10 protein-coding genes and 1 pseudogene are annotated in these 14,023 nt (G+C 71.0%); 3 read left to right on the forward strand and 8 right to left on the reverse strand.

Features of this window, described 5'->3' with window-relative positions; all coding sequences use genetic code 11:
* Positions 1 to 56 precede the first annotated feature (56 nt).
* On the forward strand, positions 57 to 638 hold the full coding sequence (locus tag KBX63_RS28545; protein ID WP_210916584.1) for an AAA family ATPase: 582 nt from the start codon (positions 57 to 59) through the stop codon (positions 636 to 638).
* Positions 639 to 1,008: 370 nt separating this feature from the next.
* Here KBX63_RS28545 and KBX63_RS28550 read toward each other — a convergent pair whose 3' ends face one another.
* The 3 genes from KBX63_RS28550 to KBX63_RS28560 form a co-directional block, all read right to left on the reverse strand.
* Positions 1,009 to 1,170: a hypothetical protein gene (locus tag KBX63_RS28550; RefSeq protein ID WP_210916585.1), complete on the reverse strand. Its 162-nt coding sequence runs from the start codon at positions 1,168 to 1,170 to the stop codon at positions 1,009 to 1,011.
* Between the two features lie 200 nt (positions 1,171 to 1,370).
* Entirely contained in the window at positions 1,371 to 2,399 is a 1,029-nt protein-coding gene (locus tag KBX63_RS28555; protein ID WP_210916586.1) for a site-specific integrase, read from the reverse strand.
* Positions 2,400 to 2,639: 240 nt separating this feature from the next.
* A complete protein-coding gene (locus tag KBX63_RS28560) occupies positions 2,640 to 2,876 on the reverse strand; it encodes a hypothetical protein (protein WP_210916587.1) in 237 nt (78 codons plus the stop codon).
* Positions 2,877 to 2,988: 112 nt separating this feature from the next.
* On the opposite strand from KBX63_RS28560, the gene KBX63_RS28565 reads away from it, so the two are divergent.
* Entirely contained in the window at positions 2,989 to 3,153 is a 165-nt protein-coding gene (locus KBX63_RS28565; protein ID WP_210916588.1) for a hypothetical protein, read from the forward strand.
* Positions 3,154 to 3,232: 79 nt separating this feature from the next.
* Here KBX63_RS28565 and KBX63_RS28570 read toward each other — a convergent pair whose 3' ends face one another.
* The 4 genes and pseudogenes from KBX63_RS28570 to KBX63_RS28585 all read right to left on the reverse strand — a co-directional run bounded on the left by KBX63_RS28570 (position 3,233) and on the right by KBX63_RS28585 (position 12,086).
* A complete protein-coding gene (locus tag KBX63_RS28570; protein WP_247663495.1) occupies positions 3,233 to 4,558 on the reverse strand; it encodes a DUF4041 domain-containing protein in 1,326 nt (441 codons plus the stop codon).
* A gap of 478 nt (positions 4,559 to 5,036) precedes the next feature.
* Positions 5,037 to 5,198, reverse strand: a pseudogene (locus tag KBX63_RS28575) (amino acid ABC transporter substrate-binding protein); the annotation flags it as partial.
* 133 nt (positions 5,199 to 5,331) lie between these two features.
* Positions 5,332 to 8,538 (reverse strand): S8 family serine peptidase, encoded by a 3,207-nt coding sequence (locus KBX63_RS28580; RefSeq protein WP_307871871.1) that lies wholly within the window; start codon positions 8,536 to 8,538, stop codon positions 5,332 to 5,334.
* A 305-nt stretch (positions 8,539 to 8,843) separates the two neighbouring features.
* Positions 8,844 to 12,086, reverse strand: coding sequence for a S8 family serine peptidase (locus KBX63_RS28585; protein ID WP_210916590.1), 3,243 nt, complete (start codon positions 12,084 to 12,086; stop codon positions 8,844 to 8,846).
* A gap of 316 nt (positions 12,087 to 12,402) precedes the next feature.
* Here KBX63_RS28585 and KBX63_RS28590 point away from each other — a divergent pair, with 316 nt between their 5' ends.
* Positions 12,403 to 13,377: a helix-turn-helix domain-containing protein gene (locus KBX63_RS28590; protein ID WP_210916591.1), complete on the forward strand. Its 975-nt coding sequence runs from the start codon at positions 12,403 to 12,405 to the stop codon at positions 13,375 to 13,377.
* A 442-nt stretch (positions 13,378 to 13,819) separates the two neighbouring features.
* On the opposite strand, the gene KBX63_RS36090 is transcribed toward KBX63_RS28590, so the two are convergent.
* Entirely contained in the window at positions 13,820 to 13,948 is a 129-nt protein-coding gene (locus KBX63_RS36090) for a hypothetical protein (RefSeq protein ID WP_256443186.1), read from the reverse strand.
* Positions 13,949 to 14,023 lie beyond the last annotated feature (75 nt).

The raw sequence follows: 14,023 nt of genomic DNA on the forward strand, positions 1-14,023 counted from the left end.
AAGGCATATTATGCAGCTTTTTCGCGTTCACTGGCAAGGGGGAGAGGGGGAGCGCGGTGGCCCAACCGAGGCGCTATGTCCTGACGGGAGCCCCAGGAGCCGGCAAGACCACACTGATCCAGGCGCTGCGCCGCCGTGGGCACCTGGTGGTCCCGGAGGCTGCCACCGACATCATCGCGGCCCGACAGGCGCAGGGATGCGTCGAACCCTGGCGGGAGCCGGAATTCGTCGACGCCGTCGCCCGACTCCAGCGCCGCCGCCGCGTTGCGGCCGACGCGAACGGCGACCTGCAGATCCATGACCGGTCACCGTTGTGCACCCTCGCGTTGGCTCGCCACCTGGGACGGCCGGTCGGGCCCGCCCTCGCCGCCGAGCTGGATCTGATCCTCCGTCAGAAGCTGTACCAGCCGCTGGTGTTTCTGATCGGCCCGCTGGGCTTCGTCACGCGCACGGCCGCACGCCAGATCGACTACGCCGAGTCGTTGGCCTTCGCCCACATGCACGAGCAGGTGTACGCGGCGTACGGGCACCGGCTGGTCGACGTGCCGGCCGGCCCGGTGCACGAGCGGGTCGCGCTGATCGAGCAGCACCTGTCCGCCCCCGAGGAGGGGACCTCCAGATCACGTGACTTTACATAATGTACATTATCGAATCAGAAGCGGCGGGGGTTTTCTGGCCTCTACCGCGTTCGGTAGGAGGTGTCGTTTCTCACTTGACCTGGGCCATTCTCAATAACTTGGGCCATCTCTCTAGTCTTCTCATTAAGTTGGGCCACCGAAGCTGCATCCGGCCCGGCCCCCTGCACCTTCCGTGGCGGCGTGACGATTCGGCTGCACGCGCGGTGCGGGGTGTGCTCCGCGCTGTCGTCGACCGGAATCGTGTCTAGCGTGCCGACGCGCGCGGCTTACGCGCGGGATGCGGGTCACCCGTGCCGACGCCTCGGGGTTGTTGATGGTCCCCCACCGCCGGTCGGCCTTGTACATCGTCTCCTGCACGGCATCCTTGGCGTCAGCCTCCGACGCGTAGCCGTTGAGTTCCTTGCGCGCCCAGTCGCGGCGTCTCGGAACCGGTCTCGGCGCCGAGGAGAAGGCACTTACGCAGCAGCCCGGCAAGCGGCTCGGATTCGTCGAGCATGCGCTCGCGGAGCGAGCGCAGCAGGGTATCGGTCATGGATCGGGCCCCAGAGCAGGGCCCCGACAACCGGCGGGATCGAGTGTGTGACGTGCCGTGTCTAGCGCCGGACTTGACCGTGGTGATGAGCGGGCAGTAGTGCTGGTGCCTGTGGGAGCTGCTGTCTTGGCTCTGCTGGTTGTTCCCGCAGTTCGTGTCGTCGGCGGTGCGCCAGGTCGAGACCAGTGCGGTGCGACGGGTCAGAGGCCGACGTCGGTGAGGGCGTTGTCTTGCCACTGGTCGGCGTCTTCGATGTAGCCAGCGAGGGTGGCGGAGCCGTCTTTCCATCCGCCGTGGCGGGCGATGCGCAGGGGGTTCTTGCCGCTGCGGTGGGTTTCGGTGGCGAATCCGCGGCGCAGGGAGTGGCCGGTGAAGGCGCTGGCGGTGTCGAGGCCGGCGCGTAGTGCGGTGCGGCGCACGATGATGGCGACGGCTTGGCCGGTGATGCGGCCGGTGGTGTCGCCGCGGCCGTGGGGGGTGCGCCCGAGGGTTCCGTGGCGGTCGATGCGCCGGAACACCGGTCCGGATGTTTGGTCGTGGGCGGCGAGGGCGTCGAGCCATGCCTGCATGGTGCGTACGGGGCAGGTGGCTGGTCGGGAGGTGTAGGGCAGGGCGGTGCTGCGGCCCACGGACTCCTTGTCGGTCTTGGAGCGGCGGATGGTGACGTGCAGGCCCTCGCTGGTGAAGGTGAGGTCGGCGATGTTCAGTGCGGCGAGTTCGCTGCGGCGGGCGCCGAGGGCGAAGCCGACGACGATCAGGGCCCGGTCGCGCACTCCGGCAAGGGTGGTCCTATCGAGGGTGTCGACCATCGCCCGCAGCGCGGTGACGGTGACCGCTTTGGCCTTGCGCACGCCTCGGCCGGCCTCTGCGAGTTCGGTGCGGTGCCGGCGCAGCACCGCGCGCGCCGGCCGGGTGTGGGGCGGCGGGAGGTCGGCGGCGGCGTGGGCGACGGTGATGGCCGCCATTGCGCGCTCGATCGTGGACGCGGCCTTGCCTTCGTCGGCGAGGTGCGAGACGTACTCGGCCAGGGTCGCCGCGGTGGCCGGCAGGTGTGATCGTTGGTGGTCGTCGCACCAGTGGGTGAAGCGGCGCCAGTCCCCGGCGTAGGCCCGCCGCGTCGACGCGGGCACCGACTCGCGGATGCGCCGCCGCGCCGCTTCCGACAGTTGCTCGTCCGGATCGATGAAGGTGGTTGGTTCGGCGCTCCCCCGGGCCTCAATCTCATTCACGAGAAGGAACGTTATCGTGAATGAGTGACGCACTCCGGCGCGACACGCTCGTCAGTTGGTCGGCTTGTCGAACGACGCCAAAACGCGCACCGCTAGCCAGATCTCGTCGAGGCCCGCCGTTGTAGCGCAGCCGCGCGCCGACCCGATGCGGGGTCGGCACCTCGAACACCGCGACGGCCGGCCGGTCGCCGGCGAGAGGCGACGATCCGTCCACCGCTCCCCTACTGGCCGCCTCCGTGATCACTCGTCTTCGGGCACCAGAATCGGCTCCGCCGGCGGCGCGGCGAGCAGTTGCCCGACTCGCTGCCGGGTAAGGCCGGTCCGGTCAGCGATTTGGCTGTGGTTCAGCCCGGCGGCCACCATCTCGTCCATGGCCTCCCGCCGGATCCGGGATAGGTAGCCAATCGACTGATGCCGGACGTTGATCAGCTCACCGGCCCGCACGGCCCGCTCAGCAGAGTCACGGATGCCCTCCACCTCGGCGTCTCGCGCGCCACCCTTCGACTCGCGCTCACGTCGCCGCCGCGGCTGCTGCTGCCCGTCCGTGTCCTGGTCGGGGCAGCTGGAGCGGCCGGATCCGCTGCGGTACGTGCAGATGGAACCGACGGTGGTGGCAGAGATCAACGCCGACGTCGCGTTCGAGCACGGGCGGTGGCGGCACCGGGTGCGGTACGCGCGGGCCCGGCCGGACATGTCGGTCTACGACGTGCCGCTGCTGCTCGGCGAGGAGGAGGGCTACTTCGGGGAGCCGTAGACACGCGCCCTGCCCGCCAACGCACGGCCGGCGGGCAGGGCGCGGGCGGCGGCTAGTGGAGCCGGGCGAAGCTGGCCGGTCAGGCGTTGGGGCCGTCGCCGGCTGCCGCGCTAGTGGTGCCGCTCACCGGCTCCACCCGCGCGCTGGTGAGGCTCTGCCGGTACTCCAGGGCCTCAGGCACCTCGTCGTACTGCAGGAGGTTGCCGGTCAGCGCGAGCAAATGCGTCTTGGCCTCCTGAGGGGCGACGTGAAAGAACTCGCGGCGTTGGTTGACGAGGTTGACGCGACGGTCCGCCAGGCGGGTGTGCATCTGGGTCTCGATGCCGACGGCGTCCTCGGAGAAGAACAGGGCATGCACGTCGAAGTTGAACGGGACCGAGGCGTCGCTGAGCTCTCGCACCCGGTCGAGCGGGTCGAGTCGCCGGGTCATGCCGATCTTCACCATATGCTCGCCGAACGCCCCGATGTTGGAGATCACGTAGACGTACCCGGCGCGGACGTTCGCGGCCCGATAGTCCACGGCGTCGACCGCCGCCTCGACCTCGGCGAGGCGTTCCTGCATCTGGGCGGCGCCCTCGGCGTCACCCTTGGCCTGAAGTGCGGCGAGCGCGTTGGCGTAGTGCTGCCTCTCCTTCTCCAGGCGGGCGCGCTCGCGCTCGATCTCCTGCTGGATCTTCCGCTCCTCGCGCAGGCGCGCCTTCTCCTCCCGCTCCCGCTCTTTCTCCTCGGCAACCTTCGCCAGGTAGTCCGCGGTGAGCTCGAGCTCCTTCCTGCGCAGGCGGTGGTAGTCGTTGGAGATCCGGATGTCCATCGACTTGCCCAGCCGCGCGATCGTTTCCGCCACCTTGTTCAGGCGCTCGATGGCCGAGTCCACCTTGTAGGGCTTGAGGCCGCGAACCAGGTTGTCGGCCTCGGCGTTGTAGGCGCGCAGGATGAGCTTCGAGTAGTCCCGGACCATGGCCCGTCCTTTGGCCTCGGAACCGGAGATGGTTACGCGGGTGTCCGCCTGGACGGCGCCGCCATCCTTCATGGCCATAGCCTTGATCCGGTCCTGGACGGTCGCGAGCTTGCCCTGGTAGGCGACGGCGTCGGTCAGCGGGTGCCGGTACTCGTACACCCCGGCTTCCTGCAGCAGCACGGTCTCCTCGGTGACGACCACCTGCTGGCTCAGCGCGCCCACTCGCTGTTCGAGCTCGGCTGTCTGCTGCGTCAGCCGGTCGCGGTACTGCTCCAGCTCGAACGCCGCCATCTGTCCCAGGCGCCGCATCTCGGACTGCAGACGGTCGTGCTCGCCTCGCAGCTGGGTGAGCTCACCCTGGCGCTGGTTGAGCTGGCCCTGCAGCTTGGTGGCCTCGGCATGCCACGCGGTCAGCTTCTTCTGCAGCTCACCGTTCTCGGCGGCCAACTCTCGCGCCTTGCCGCGGGCCCCGAACAGGGGGATCTCCTCGTCGACCCAGAGCTGCCACCCAGGAGGCGGAGGGCCCCACGCCGCGTCCGGCGTCCAGCCGGCCGGGGGCGTCCACCCGGCCGGGGGCGCGGGCCAGTTCGGCGGTGGGTTGTATCGCGTCGCCATGGGGGGTCGTGTGTCCTCTCCGGCTGCCGCATACCAGTCAGCCACCGCGCCGGCCCGTGGGGGGCCGGACGGAAGCGAACTGATCAAGCGTGGAGGTCTTCGATGAACTGGTCAATCGGCCGCCCGACGACCCGCATCCGCCTCCCGCCCCTCCGGAGGATTCCGGGGCGATTCTAACCTCGGTCTTCATCCGAGCCTCCATTGGCAGACGGATCTTCGGATGAAGTTGGAGACCTCTCTGCTGCCAGGGGGACCAGGCGGATCGCTCCGGCCATCCGGTGCGGCCGCTCTCCGTTGGAGGTTCAGTGGCTCAATGCCGCAGCAGCACGCCCGCGTCCGCCAGCGCGCGGATCACCGTGGCTGACTCGCTGAAGCCGATGATCAGCACAGCGTCCGCCCCGAAGCTCTTGATCTCCGCAGCGCCGGCCGTGAAATCGACAGCCAAAGCGTCCTCCGCCGGGTCGGAGGTCAGTCAGCTTCAACCCGAGCGGGAGTTCCTCGCCGACGCGGCCCTCTCGTCCTGAGCCAGCCGCCTGAAACGCGCCGAGGCGCGACCCGGTCGGCACCGGGCCGCGCCTCGGTGGAGGTACGGCGGATCGGGACGGTCAGCCGGCGCAGTACGCCCGGATGATCGTCTGCTCGATGCCGCTGCCGCCGTCGGCGGTGGCCTTCACCCGCAACGAGACCGCCTGCCCGCCCGTCACGGTCGGCAGCGCGGCGTGGTAGCCGTCCCGGTCCCGGTCGACCGTGGTCGGCTGCCAGGTCACGCCGTCGTCGGTCGAGGTCCAGGCCTGGAACGTCGTCACCCGCTGAGCCGGCGCCCCCTGGGCCTGCCGGACCGTGAACGTGGCCGGACCACCGGTGGGATGGTTCGCCGCGTCCAGTGGCAGGGCGTAGTCGACCGACAGGAGCGGCAGGGCGCTGCGCGCCGTGCCGGCCGGTCCGGCCGACCGGAAGGTCCACGCGGTGTTGACGTGGGTCGAGAACGGCAGGATCCGGCTGGTGTCGACGTCGAAGGTGAGCCGGTAGTCCGCCGCCTTCGCCGGCACGCTGAAGTCGGTCCGGGCGGCGTTGCGCTCGTCGACGAGCTGGCCGTCCCGGTACAGCGCCAGCGTTCGCGTGATGCCGACCGCGCCGGGCTGCAGGCAGTCGGCCCGCTGGTGCTGGTCGACGAGCATGGCCAGGTCGACGTGCAGGTTGCCGCTGGTCCGCCACGGCGCGCCGGCGCAGCTGTACTCCCCACCGGCCGGGTCGTCGAACCAGTCGGAGCGCAGAGGCTGCCGCGCCCAGATCTTGGTCTGCCGGCTACCCGGGGCGTAGTCCCGGGGCGCCTCCTGGGCCGGGAGCCCGCCGTAGGTCCCGATGTCCTGCCAGAGGAACCCCGGCGAGACGTAGTCGGTACGCGTCGCCGGCAGGTCGTAGGTGGGGTTCTGAGTCAGGTAGAACCCGTCGAGGGTGAAGCCGGCGCGGCGCATCGAGGTCACCATCCCGGCCAGGTCCAGCTGGTTGAACCGCTGGTCGATCCGGGCGAGCCGGGCCTGCTCGGCGGCGGTGACCCGGTAGGTGGGGTCGGCCGGCACTCCCTCGGTGTACTCGTGAGCCAGGTCGTAGTGGTACGGCGCGGCCGTACCCGCCGGCGAGTCCAGCCCCCAGCCGCCGTACATCCGCAGCGACCCGACGCCGGGTAGCGTCACCGGGCCGACCGCGACGGTGGCCGAGTCGCCCCACGCGGCGATGGCCTGCCACCAGGAGAGACCGTTCCCTGCCGTCTGCACGTACAGGAAGTCGCTCGCGAGGGCCTGGGTGGGCTTCCCGGACACGGTCGCGGTGGACGGCTTGGCCTGCGTCGAGTCGAGGATGACCGTCCGGGGGCCGTCGACGGCGATGTCGCTGTCCCCGACGAACGCGCCCGTCTGCGCTCCGGTCTCGTCGTTGTACGTGGTGAACGCCGCGGTGACCTGGTAACGGCCGGCCGGGACCCGCAGCGTGGCCGACTTGCCGGGTGTGAGGAACGCCCCGCCGCCGTAGAGCAGCGGGTCGGCGAGGTTGGTCACCTCCACCCCGACGGCGCTGTACCCGTTCACCGGGGTGTCCGGTATGGGGCGGGTCTGGATCGTCAGGTCGTAGCTGCGCGGCTCCACGTAGAAGGCGACCGGCGTGGTCGCGACCAACGCGTGGTTCGGCGTGCGGGCGGTGACCGTGGCGAGGTAGTAACCGGGCGAGTTCGCCAGCGCCGCGCGGTCGAGCCGCAGCGTCGCCGTGCCGGGCACGCCGCCCTTGAGCGTCACCCGGGTGGTCGACAGCTTCGCGACCCGGCGGGGTGCGGTGGTCCCGTCGTGGTTGGCGACCGTGACGGCGAGGTCGAGCGGGACGGTCGCCGGGGTCCGGTCGCCGGTCCAGCTCAGCCGCACCTCGCTGGTTCCCGACTGCGGGTAGCTGAAGGTGCCGAGGTTGACCACCGGCTGGTCGCTCACCGGGCCGGTGAGTGCCCGTGCCGCGTTGAGCCGACCGGCGCCGACGGTGTACGGCTCGGCGTCGGGCAGCGGGTCGGTGGCGCCGACGAGCCCGGCCTTGAGCCGGTCCGCGGTCCAGTCGGGGTGCCGCTGGGCGAGCAGCGCGGCGGCCCCCGCGGCGTGCGGGGCGGCCATGGAGGTGCCGGAGAGCGTGGTGTGGTGCTCGTCGAACGGCGTGCCCAGGGTGGTACCGGCGGCACGGCCGGCGACGATGTCGACGCCGGGGGCGACCAGCTCCGGCTTCGCCGCCCAGGTGTTGATCAGCGGTCCCCGGCTGGAGAAGTCGGCCCGCTCGTCGTCGGAGTCGACCGCGCCGATGGTCAGCGCGCGCCCGGCCGAGCCGGGGGACGCGATCGCGCCGCCGCTGTTGCCGGCGGCGATGACGAAGAGTGCGCCGGTCTGCGCGGTCAGGTTGTCGACGGCGACCGCCATCGGGTCGGTGCCGTCGTCCGGCATGGCGCCGCCCAGGCTCATGTTGATCACGTCGGCGCGGGCTGCGGCCCACTCCATGCCGGTGATGATGTCGGAGTCGAACCCGGAGCCGAAGTCGTCGAGGACCTTCCCGATGACCAGGCGCGCATCGGGCGCGATGCCGCGCCGCTGGCCGTGCGAGGCGGCCCCGGTGCCGGCGATGGTGGTCGCGACGTGGGTGCCGTGCCCGTTGTGGTCGGCCGCGTCGCCGCCCGGGGTGACGAAGTCGGCGCGGTCGACGACCTGGCCGGCCAGGTCGGGGTGGCTGAAGTCGGCGCCGGTGTCGAGCACGGCGACCCGGGTGCCCTTGCCGGTGTAGCCGGCCTGCCACGCCTGGGGCGCGGAGACCTGGCTGATGTTGTGGTCGAGTTGACCGGTGGAGCCGCCGGGCTTCTCGCCGCCGTGGTTGCCGGCGGTGATCCCGGTCGCGTGCACCTTCCGGTCGAGCCAGACCTTGCGCGCACCGGTGAGCAGGGTGGTGGTGGCTGCCCTGGCGTTGGCCGCGGTCTGCTTCGGCAGGGCCCCGGCGACCGCGCCGATGCTCGACAGTGGCCGGACGTCGGCGAGCGCCGTCGTCCGCTGGTTCTCGGCGGGCTGCACGATCACCGGCAGCCCGGTGGTGCTCTCGTCGTCGTAGCCGTCCGCGATCAGCGTGGTCACGTCGAACAGGTCCGGGTCGAGCACGGTGCCGACCTGGGCCGCCACCGTGGCCGGGATGACCTTCATGTGCCCGTCGGCGCCGCAGCTGCGCCGGATCACACCGGCCGGGTCGACGGGCTGCACGCGGACCCGGGGGCAGCCGGACCCGGTGGCCTCGACGGTCACCACGTCGCCGGTGAGCAGCGTGACGGTGTGCGTCTCACCGCTGCCGGCCGGGGCCGCGGTGGCGGGGTTCGGGGTGGTGAGGTCTGGGGTCGGGTCGGCCAGCGCCGGGGTTCCCGGGACCGCTTACAGCGTCGCAACCACTGTGATGGTCGCCAACAGCCACCGAATTCGTCTGGGCATGTCGCTCCCGGGGTTGAGGGGCGGCCGCGCCTGCCGAAGGCAGGACCAGTGCAGCCGTCCATTTTGGAAGGGTCGGAAAGAAGGCCGGGCCCGAGCGGCTGCAGCCGCTCGGGCCCGGCCTCGCTCGGTTACCGGGGCCGCACCTCGTAGGGGCGGTGGACGGTCTGCGTGACCTGGTTGCCGTCCCGGTCGGTCAGCGTGACGCGCAGCGCGACGTGGCCCGCTGCGGGCGGGTTGGGGACCATCACCTTGCCCAGCGTCCCGTCCGGCCCAGCGGTGACCTTCAGCGACTTCCAGGTGCGGCCCTCGTCGAAGGACGCCTCCACCCGGGTGACCCGGGTGGCCGGGATGCCGCCGGCGGGTTGGCCGCTGACGCCGATCAGCACCTTGGTGGGTGCCTTCCCGGCGGCCCGGTTGTACTCGTCGAGGCCGACGGCTGCCAGGCGGGGCACCATGAGTGGATTGGCCAGCCACTCCGTGGTGCCTGCCGTGGTGAACCGCCACTCGGCGTCGATCCGGCTGGACAGGGTGGAGAACGGCACCGACCGGGTGACGCTCGCCTGCAGGGTGTACGTGGCCTTCTCCACGGGCAGCCCGTAGGCGTAGCCCCACTGGCCGGCCTGCCACTGCGCGACCTGCTCCCCCTCCCGCTTCAGCGTCAGGGTGCCGGACGCGGGGGTGTACGCGAAGTCGTGCGTCTCGGCGTCGACGAACCACGGGATGTCGGGGATCGACATGAAGCCGTCTCCGTTCAGCCCGGTGGTGCTGTCCAGCGTCGGCCCGAGGAGCGCGTTGTTCCAGGTCTCCCGGCCGGGTTCAGCCAGGCTGACGGTTCGGGCCGGTGCCGTGATCCAGTTGTCGCCGATGCGGATCTCGCTCTCGTACCGCCCCGGCGCCCGGTAGTCGATCACCTTCGACGGGAAGTCGACCGGCCCTTCGATGGTGAGCGTGGGAAGGCTGTCGTCGGTGATCATGCCGACGGCGGCGGATCCGCTGGAGGCGACGCCGGGAGCCTTGAAGTCCATGACGACCCGGGCGAGGTCCTCCCTGGCCGCGGTGCGTACCGGGTCGGTGGGGATGCCGGCGCGGGTGTCGGCGATCCGGTAGTGGTAGGGGCTCGGCGACTGCTCGCTCGAACCCTTCTTGTCGAAGACCGCCCGGGCGCCATAGGTGACGGCCGGATCCTCGACCGGGAGCACGTAGCTCGCGCCCTGCACGCCGAAGGAGCCGCCGTGCGCTATCCGGGTGCCGGCCACGTCGAGGGTCAGGTCCACGGACGTGACGACATGCTCGGCCGAGCGGTCGGAGACCTCGAGCCGGACCTGCCTGCCGCGGCGGGCGTCGACCCGTACCGGCAGGACGGCCGTATCGTCGGTGACCGTGACCGGCACGATCCCGTAGGTGAAGGCGATGTCCTCCGGCCCGCCCGGGAACACCGTGGTCAGCAGGTAGTGCCGGCCGGTGGGAAGCATCCCCCGTGCCGTGCCCCCATTGACCGTCAAGTACGTCACCGCGCCGGTGTCGCCGTTCACCGCAGCCACACTGCCCTCGGCGGGCGCGCCGAGCCGGTTGACCAGCTTCACCGACACGTCGTACCGCGCGTCCTGGTGGTAGGTCAGCGCGGTCCGGGCCACCGGGGCGCCGTCGACGGTGGCGGTGAGGGCGCCGAGGTGGTACGCCTCTGCCTCGCCCTCGCTGCCGACGGTGAGCGTCACCGAGGCGCTGCCTCCGGCGGGCACCGTCAACCGCTGGGTGCTCAGCGTGACCAGCGCGGCCGCGATCGACGAGACGGCCAGATCGAGGACGACCGGCTCAGTCCCGACGTTGCGATAGCTGACCGTGCGGGTGACGCCCGCTGTGGGACGCGGCCAGGGCTGGTTGATGTTCAGACCACCGACGCTCGGCGTGACCTGAGCGGCGACCGTCCGCGCCACGTCGACACGGCCGGACCCGTAGCGGGGCGATGGCATGCTCTCCCAGCGGGGCTCGGAGGCGCTGCTCATCAGGCCGGCCTTCAGCTGCTCTCCGGTCCAGTCGGGATGCTGCTGGGCCAGGATCGCCGCCGCGCCGGTGACGTGCGGGGCGGCCATGGACGTGCCGCTGAAGGATCCGTAGCCCCCGCCGGGGACGGCCGCGACGATGCCCACTCCTGGCGCACTGATCTCCGGCTTCAGCGCGTCGTCGAGCATGCGTGGACCGCAGCTGGAGAAGTCGGCGATGAAGTCGGTCCGGTCGACCGCGGCCACGCTAAGCGCCGCGTCAGCCGTGCTGGGCGAGCCGACCGGGCGGGCGCCATACCTGCAGCCGTTGTTGCCCGCCGAAATGACGAAGAGGGCTCCGGTCTGGGCCGACAGGTCGTTCACCGCGGCCTCGAGTGGGTCGATACCAGCGGAGTCGAGCCCGCCGAGGCTCATGTTGATGACCTTCGCATGCACCTCGTTGGCCGCCCAGTGCATCCCGGCGAGGATCGCCGACCATGGGCAGCCTTCTTCGGAGCAAACTTTGCCCTCGGCCAGCTTCGCGCCGGGCGCCACGCCCTTGCGCAGCCCGTTCGAGGCCACTCCGCTGCCCGCGATGGTCGAGGACACGTGGGTGCCGTGCCCGACGTGGTCGTCTACCGTGCCCTCGCCGACGAAGTCGGCGGACGCGACGACCACGTCCTTGAGGTCGGGGTGGTTGATGTCGTAGCCAGTGTCAAGAACGGCCACGGTGACACCGGTCCCGGTGAGCCCCGCCTGCCAGGCAGTCGGGGCGCCGATCTGGGGCACACTGCGCTCCAGCGAGACCTTCATCCTGCGGTCCAGCCAGAGCTTGCCGAGGCCACCGCGCAGACGCTGAGCAGCTTTCTCTCCACCGGTGACTGCACGCCACATGCGTCCGGTGTTGTTCGGGGGGACGCGCACCGCGTTCAGCCCGAGCCGGGGCAGGGCGAGAGTGGTCCGGGCACCGTCGGCGAGCACGCCCCCCACCCGGTTGGAGGGCCCGGCCGTGGCCGCCTTGGCGTACTGGGCGATCAGCGGCAGTTCGCCACCGTCGTCGGGCGCGCTGTCGATCAGCGCGCCCAGGTCGAACAGTTGGGGGTCCAGTTGGTTGGCGGAGAGCAGGTTCAGCGCGTCGGAGGGGATTACCGAGACGGCGCCGTCGCTGGCCGATCGGGTCAGGAACGTCACGTCCTGGCGGCCAGGGCCCGGGGTGACGCTGTAGGAAATGATGCCCTTCGGTCCACGAGTGACGGCCACTGTATCGCCGGTGACAAGGGTGATCGTGTGGTGTTCGGCGCGCTGCTGCGCGGGGCCAGGCTCGGTGGCAGGTTGCGGCGAGGCGAGCGCCGGTGGCGGAGGCATGGCCGCCAGAGCCGCGAGCCCCACCATGAGGGCACCGGATACCGCCGTCAGGGCAGTACGCCGGTGTGGCCGGGAAGGATGCACAGACATGGACCCTTTCTTCAAATGGCCGCTCTTGACCCTGTAGCGACCTCACGACAGGGCCCTCCTCCCGACCGCGGGTCTCCCGGATGATCGTGGAATCGAGCTCGGCCGAGTGTCACACTTGGCACCACCCGGGGCTAGATCACTCAGGGGCGCAGATGAGTCGTGACTCAGGTGCGCCACCGCCGATCACACGTCCCGGAACCGCCGGCCTCGCCACCGGTCCCGTCCCACACCGCCGCTCGATGGGAGGCCCAGCATGCTCGAGCCCGCCGGACTCACCACCGCCGAGGAGTCGGCCTACCTTGGGCTGCTGCGGCAGGGCAGCGCCACCGTGGATCAGCTGGCCAGACGCACCGGACGGCCCACCACGCAGATCAACCGGGCGGTGGCCGGCCTGCACCGCAAAGGAATGGTGCACCGCACGCCACCGCCGCACGGCCTGGTCGTGCCGGTTCCGCCAGACGAGGCGATCGAGCAGTTGATCCAGCGCCAGCACGCCGAGCTGGACCGGGTCCGCGAGGCGGCGCACGCGCTGGCGGCCCAGACCCGCGACCGTACCGCCGGACGGCGTACCGGTGAACTCATCGAGATCGTCCAAGGGCAAGCAAGCGTGCAGCGTGCCTTCGACCGGGTACAGCGTGTCGCGAAGGCAACGATGCGGATGCTGGTCGCGCCGCCGTACGCCGCGGCCGAGCAAGTCAACCGCGTACAGATGGAGCGCGGGCGGGAAATCACCTACCGCGTCGTCTACACCATCGACGCGCTCGCCGATCCGGCCGCCCTGGCGGCGGCCGGGGAGCACGTCCGCAATGGCGAGATAGCGCGCCTCGCGCCGAGCGTGCCGACAAAGCTCGCCGTCGCAGATCGCACGCTGGCCCTGCTCCCTCTGGTATTGACGGATGCGGCGCAGGATGCGGCGGTGCTCGTCCACCCGTGCGCGCTGCTCGACGCGCTCGTCGCACTCTTCGAGGGCGTGTGGTCGACAGCGAGTCCCTTGGGCCTGTCGGGCGCCGGTGAGGTTACCGCGCGGGGCGAGATCTCGGATGAGGACCGCAAGTTGCTGTCGCTGCTGGTTGCCGGGATGACCGACGAGACGGCGGGTGCGCGCCTCGGGATGAGCCGGCGCACCGTCGTTCGCCGGGTGCAGCACCTGATGGAGACGGCGGGGGCGCAGTCGCGCCTGCAGTTGGGCTGGCGTGCCCGGGAGCGTGGCTGGTTGCCCGAGGCGTGAGTGTCGTGCGGTGACTCCGCCGTCCGGCTGTTGGACTGAACAGCCGGCGTCCGGCGGCTGCGCGTACAGGAAGTCGAAGATCTCCTGCGGCGTGCCTTCGCCCAACCGGTTGCTCCACAGCCACTCGGCGTTCTAACGAAGTTCGTCGCCAGCGATCGGGAGTTGGGCTCTGGCCGCCAGCGTCACCGGGCTGCGCCGGTTGGGATAGACGGAAGCGGGGGCCGGGGCGAGATCCCTTCCTCTCACCCCGGCCCCCGGGTTCTGGAGGTGCCGTCGTCAGCAGATCGCGTGCAGCGGGCCGGTGCCGAGCGAGCCGACCGGCACGCCGGCGAGCGCGAGGGCGCCGAGGGCGTACGCCGAGCGACGGAGCAGACGAGTGATCATGGCGGGTTTCCCCCCTTGTCGAAGAGCATCCTGTGCCGATCACCTTGCCGACCGCGATTCACTGCGACCAGCGTGGGTAGGCCAACTCGCTGTAGGCCAGGACGAACGGCCCAAGCCGGTCACGCAGCGCCAGTGCGGTACGCGTCCACGACCGCCGTCCGCCGAGGCTGAACTGATCGAGTTCCACAGTCAGCTCGGACGCGGGCTGACCAGCGGAGGGATAGCGGCCATCTCCCCGTCGCGGAGTCCGAGGAGGGTCTTG

Origin of the sequence: Micromonospora sp. U21 (genome assembly GCF_018070045.1) — a bacterium.
GTDB lineage: Bacteria > Actinomycetota > Actinomycetes > Mycobacteriales > Micromonosporaceae > Micromonospora.

What these genes read in the sequence shown, in the direction of transcription:
- KBX63_RS28585 (WP_210916590.1), bottom strand. Translation starts at nt 12,086, where the DNA reads ATGGTGGGGCTCGCGGCTCTGGCGGCCATGCCTCCGCCACCGGCGCTC.
- KBX63_RS28550 (WP_210916585.1), bottom strand. Translation starts at nt 1,170, where the DNA reads ATGACCGATACCCTGCTGCGCTCGCTCCGCGAGCGCATGCTCGACGAA.
- KBX63_RS28590 (WP_210916591.1), top strand. Translation starts at nt 12,403, where the DNA reads ATGCTCGAGCCCGCCGGACTCACCACCGCCGAGGAGTCGGCCTACCTT.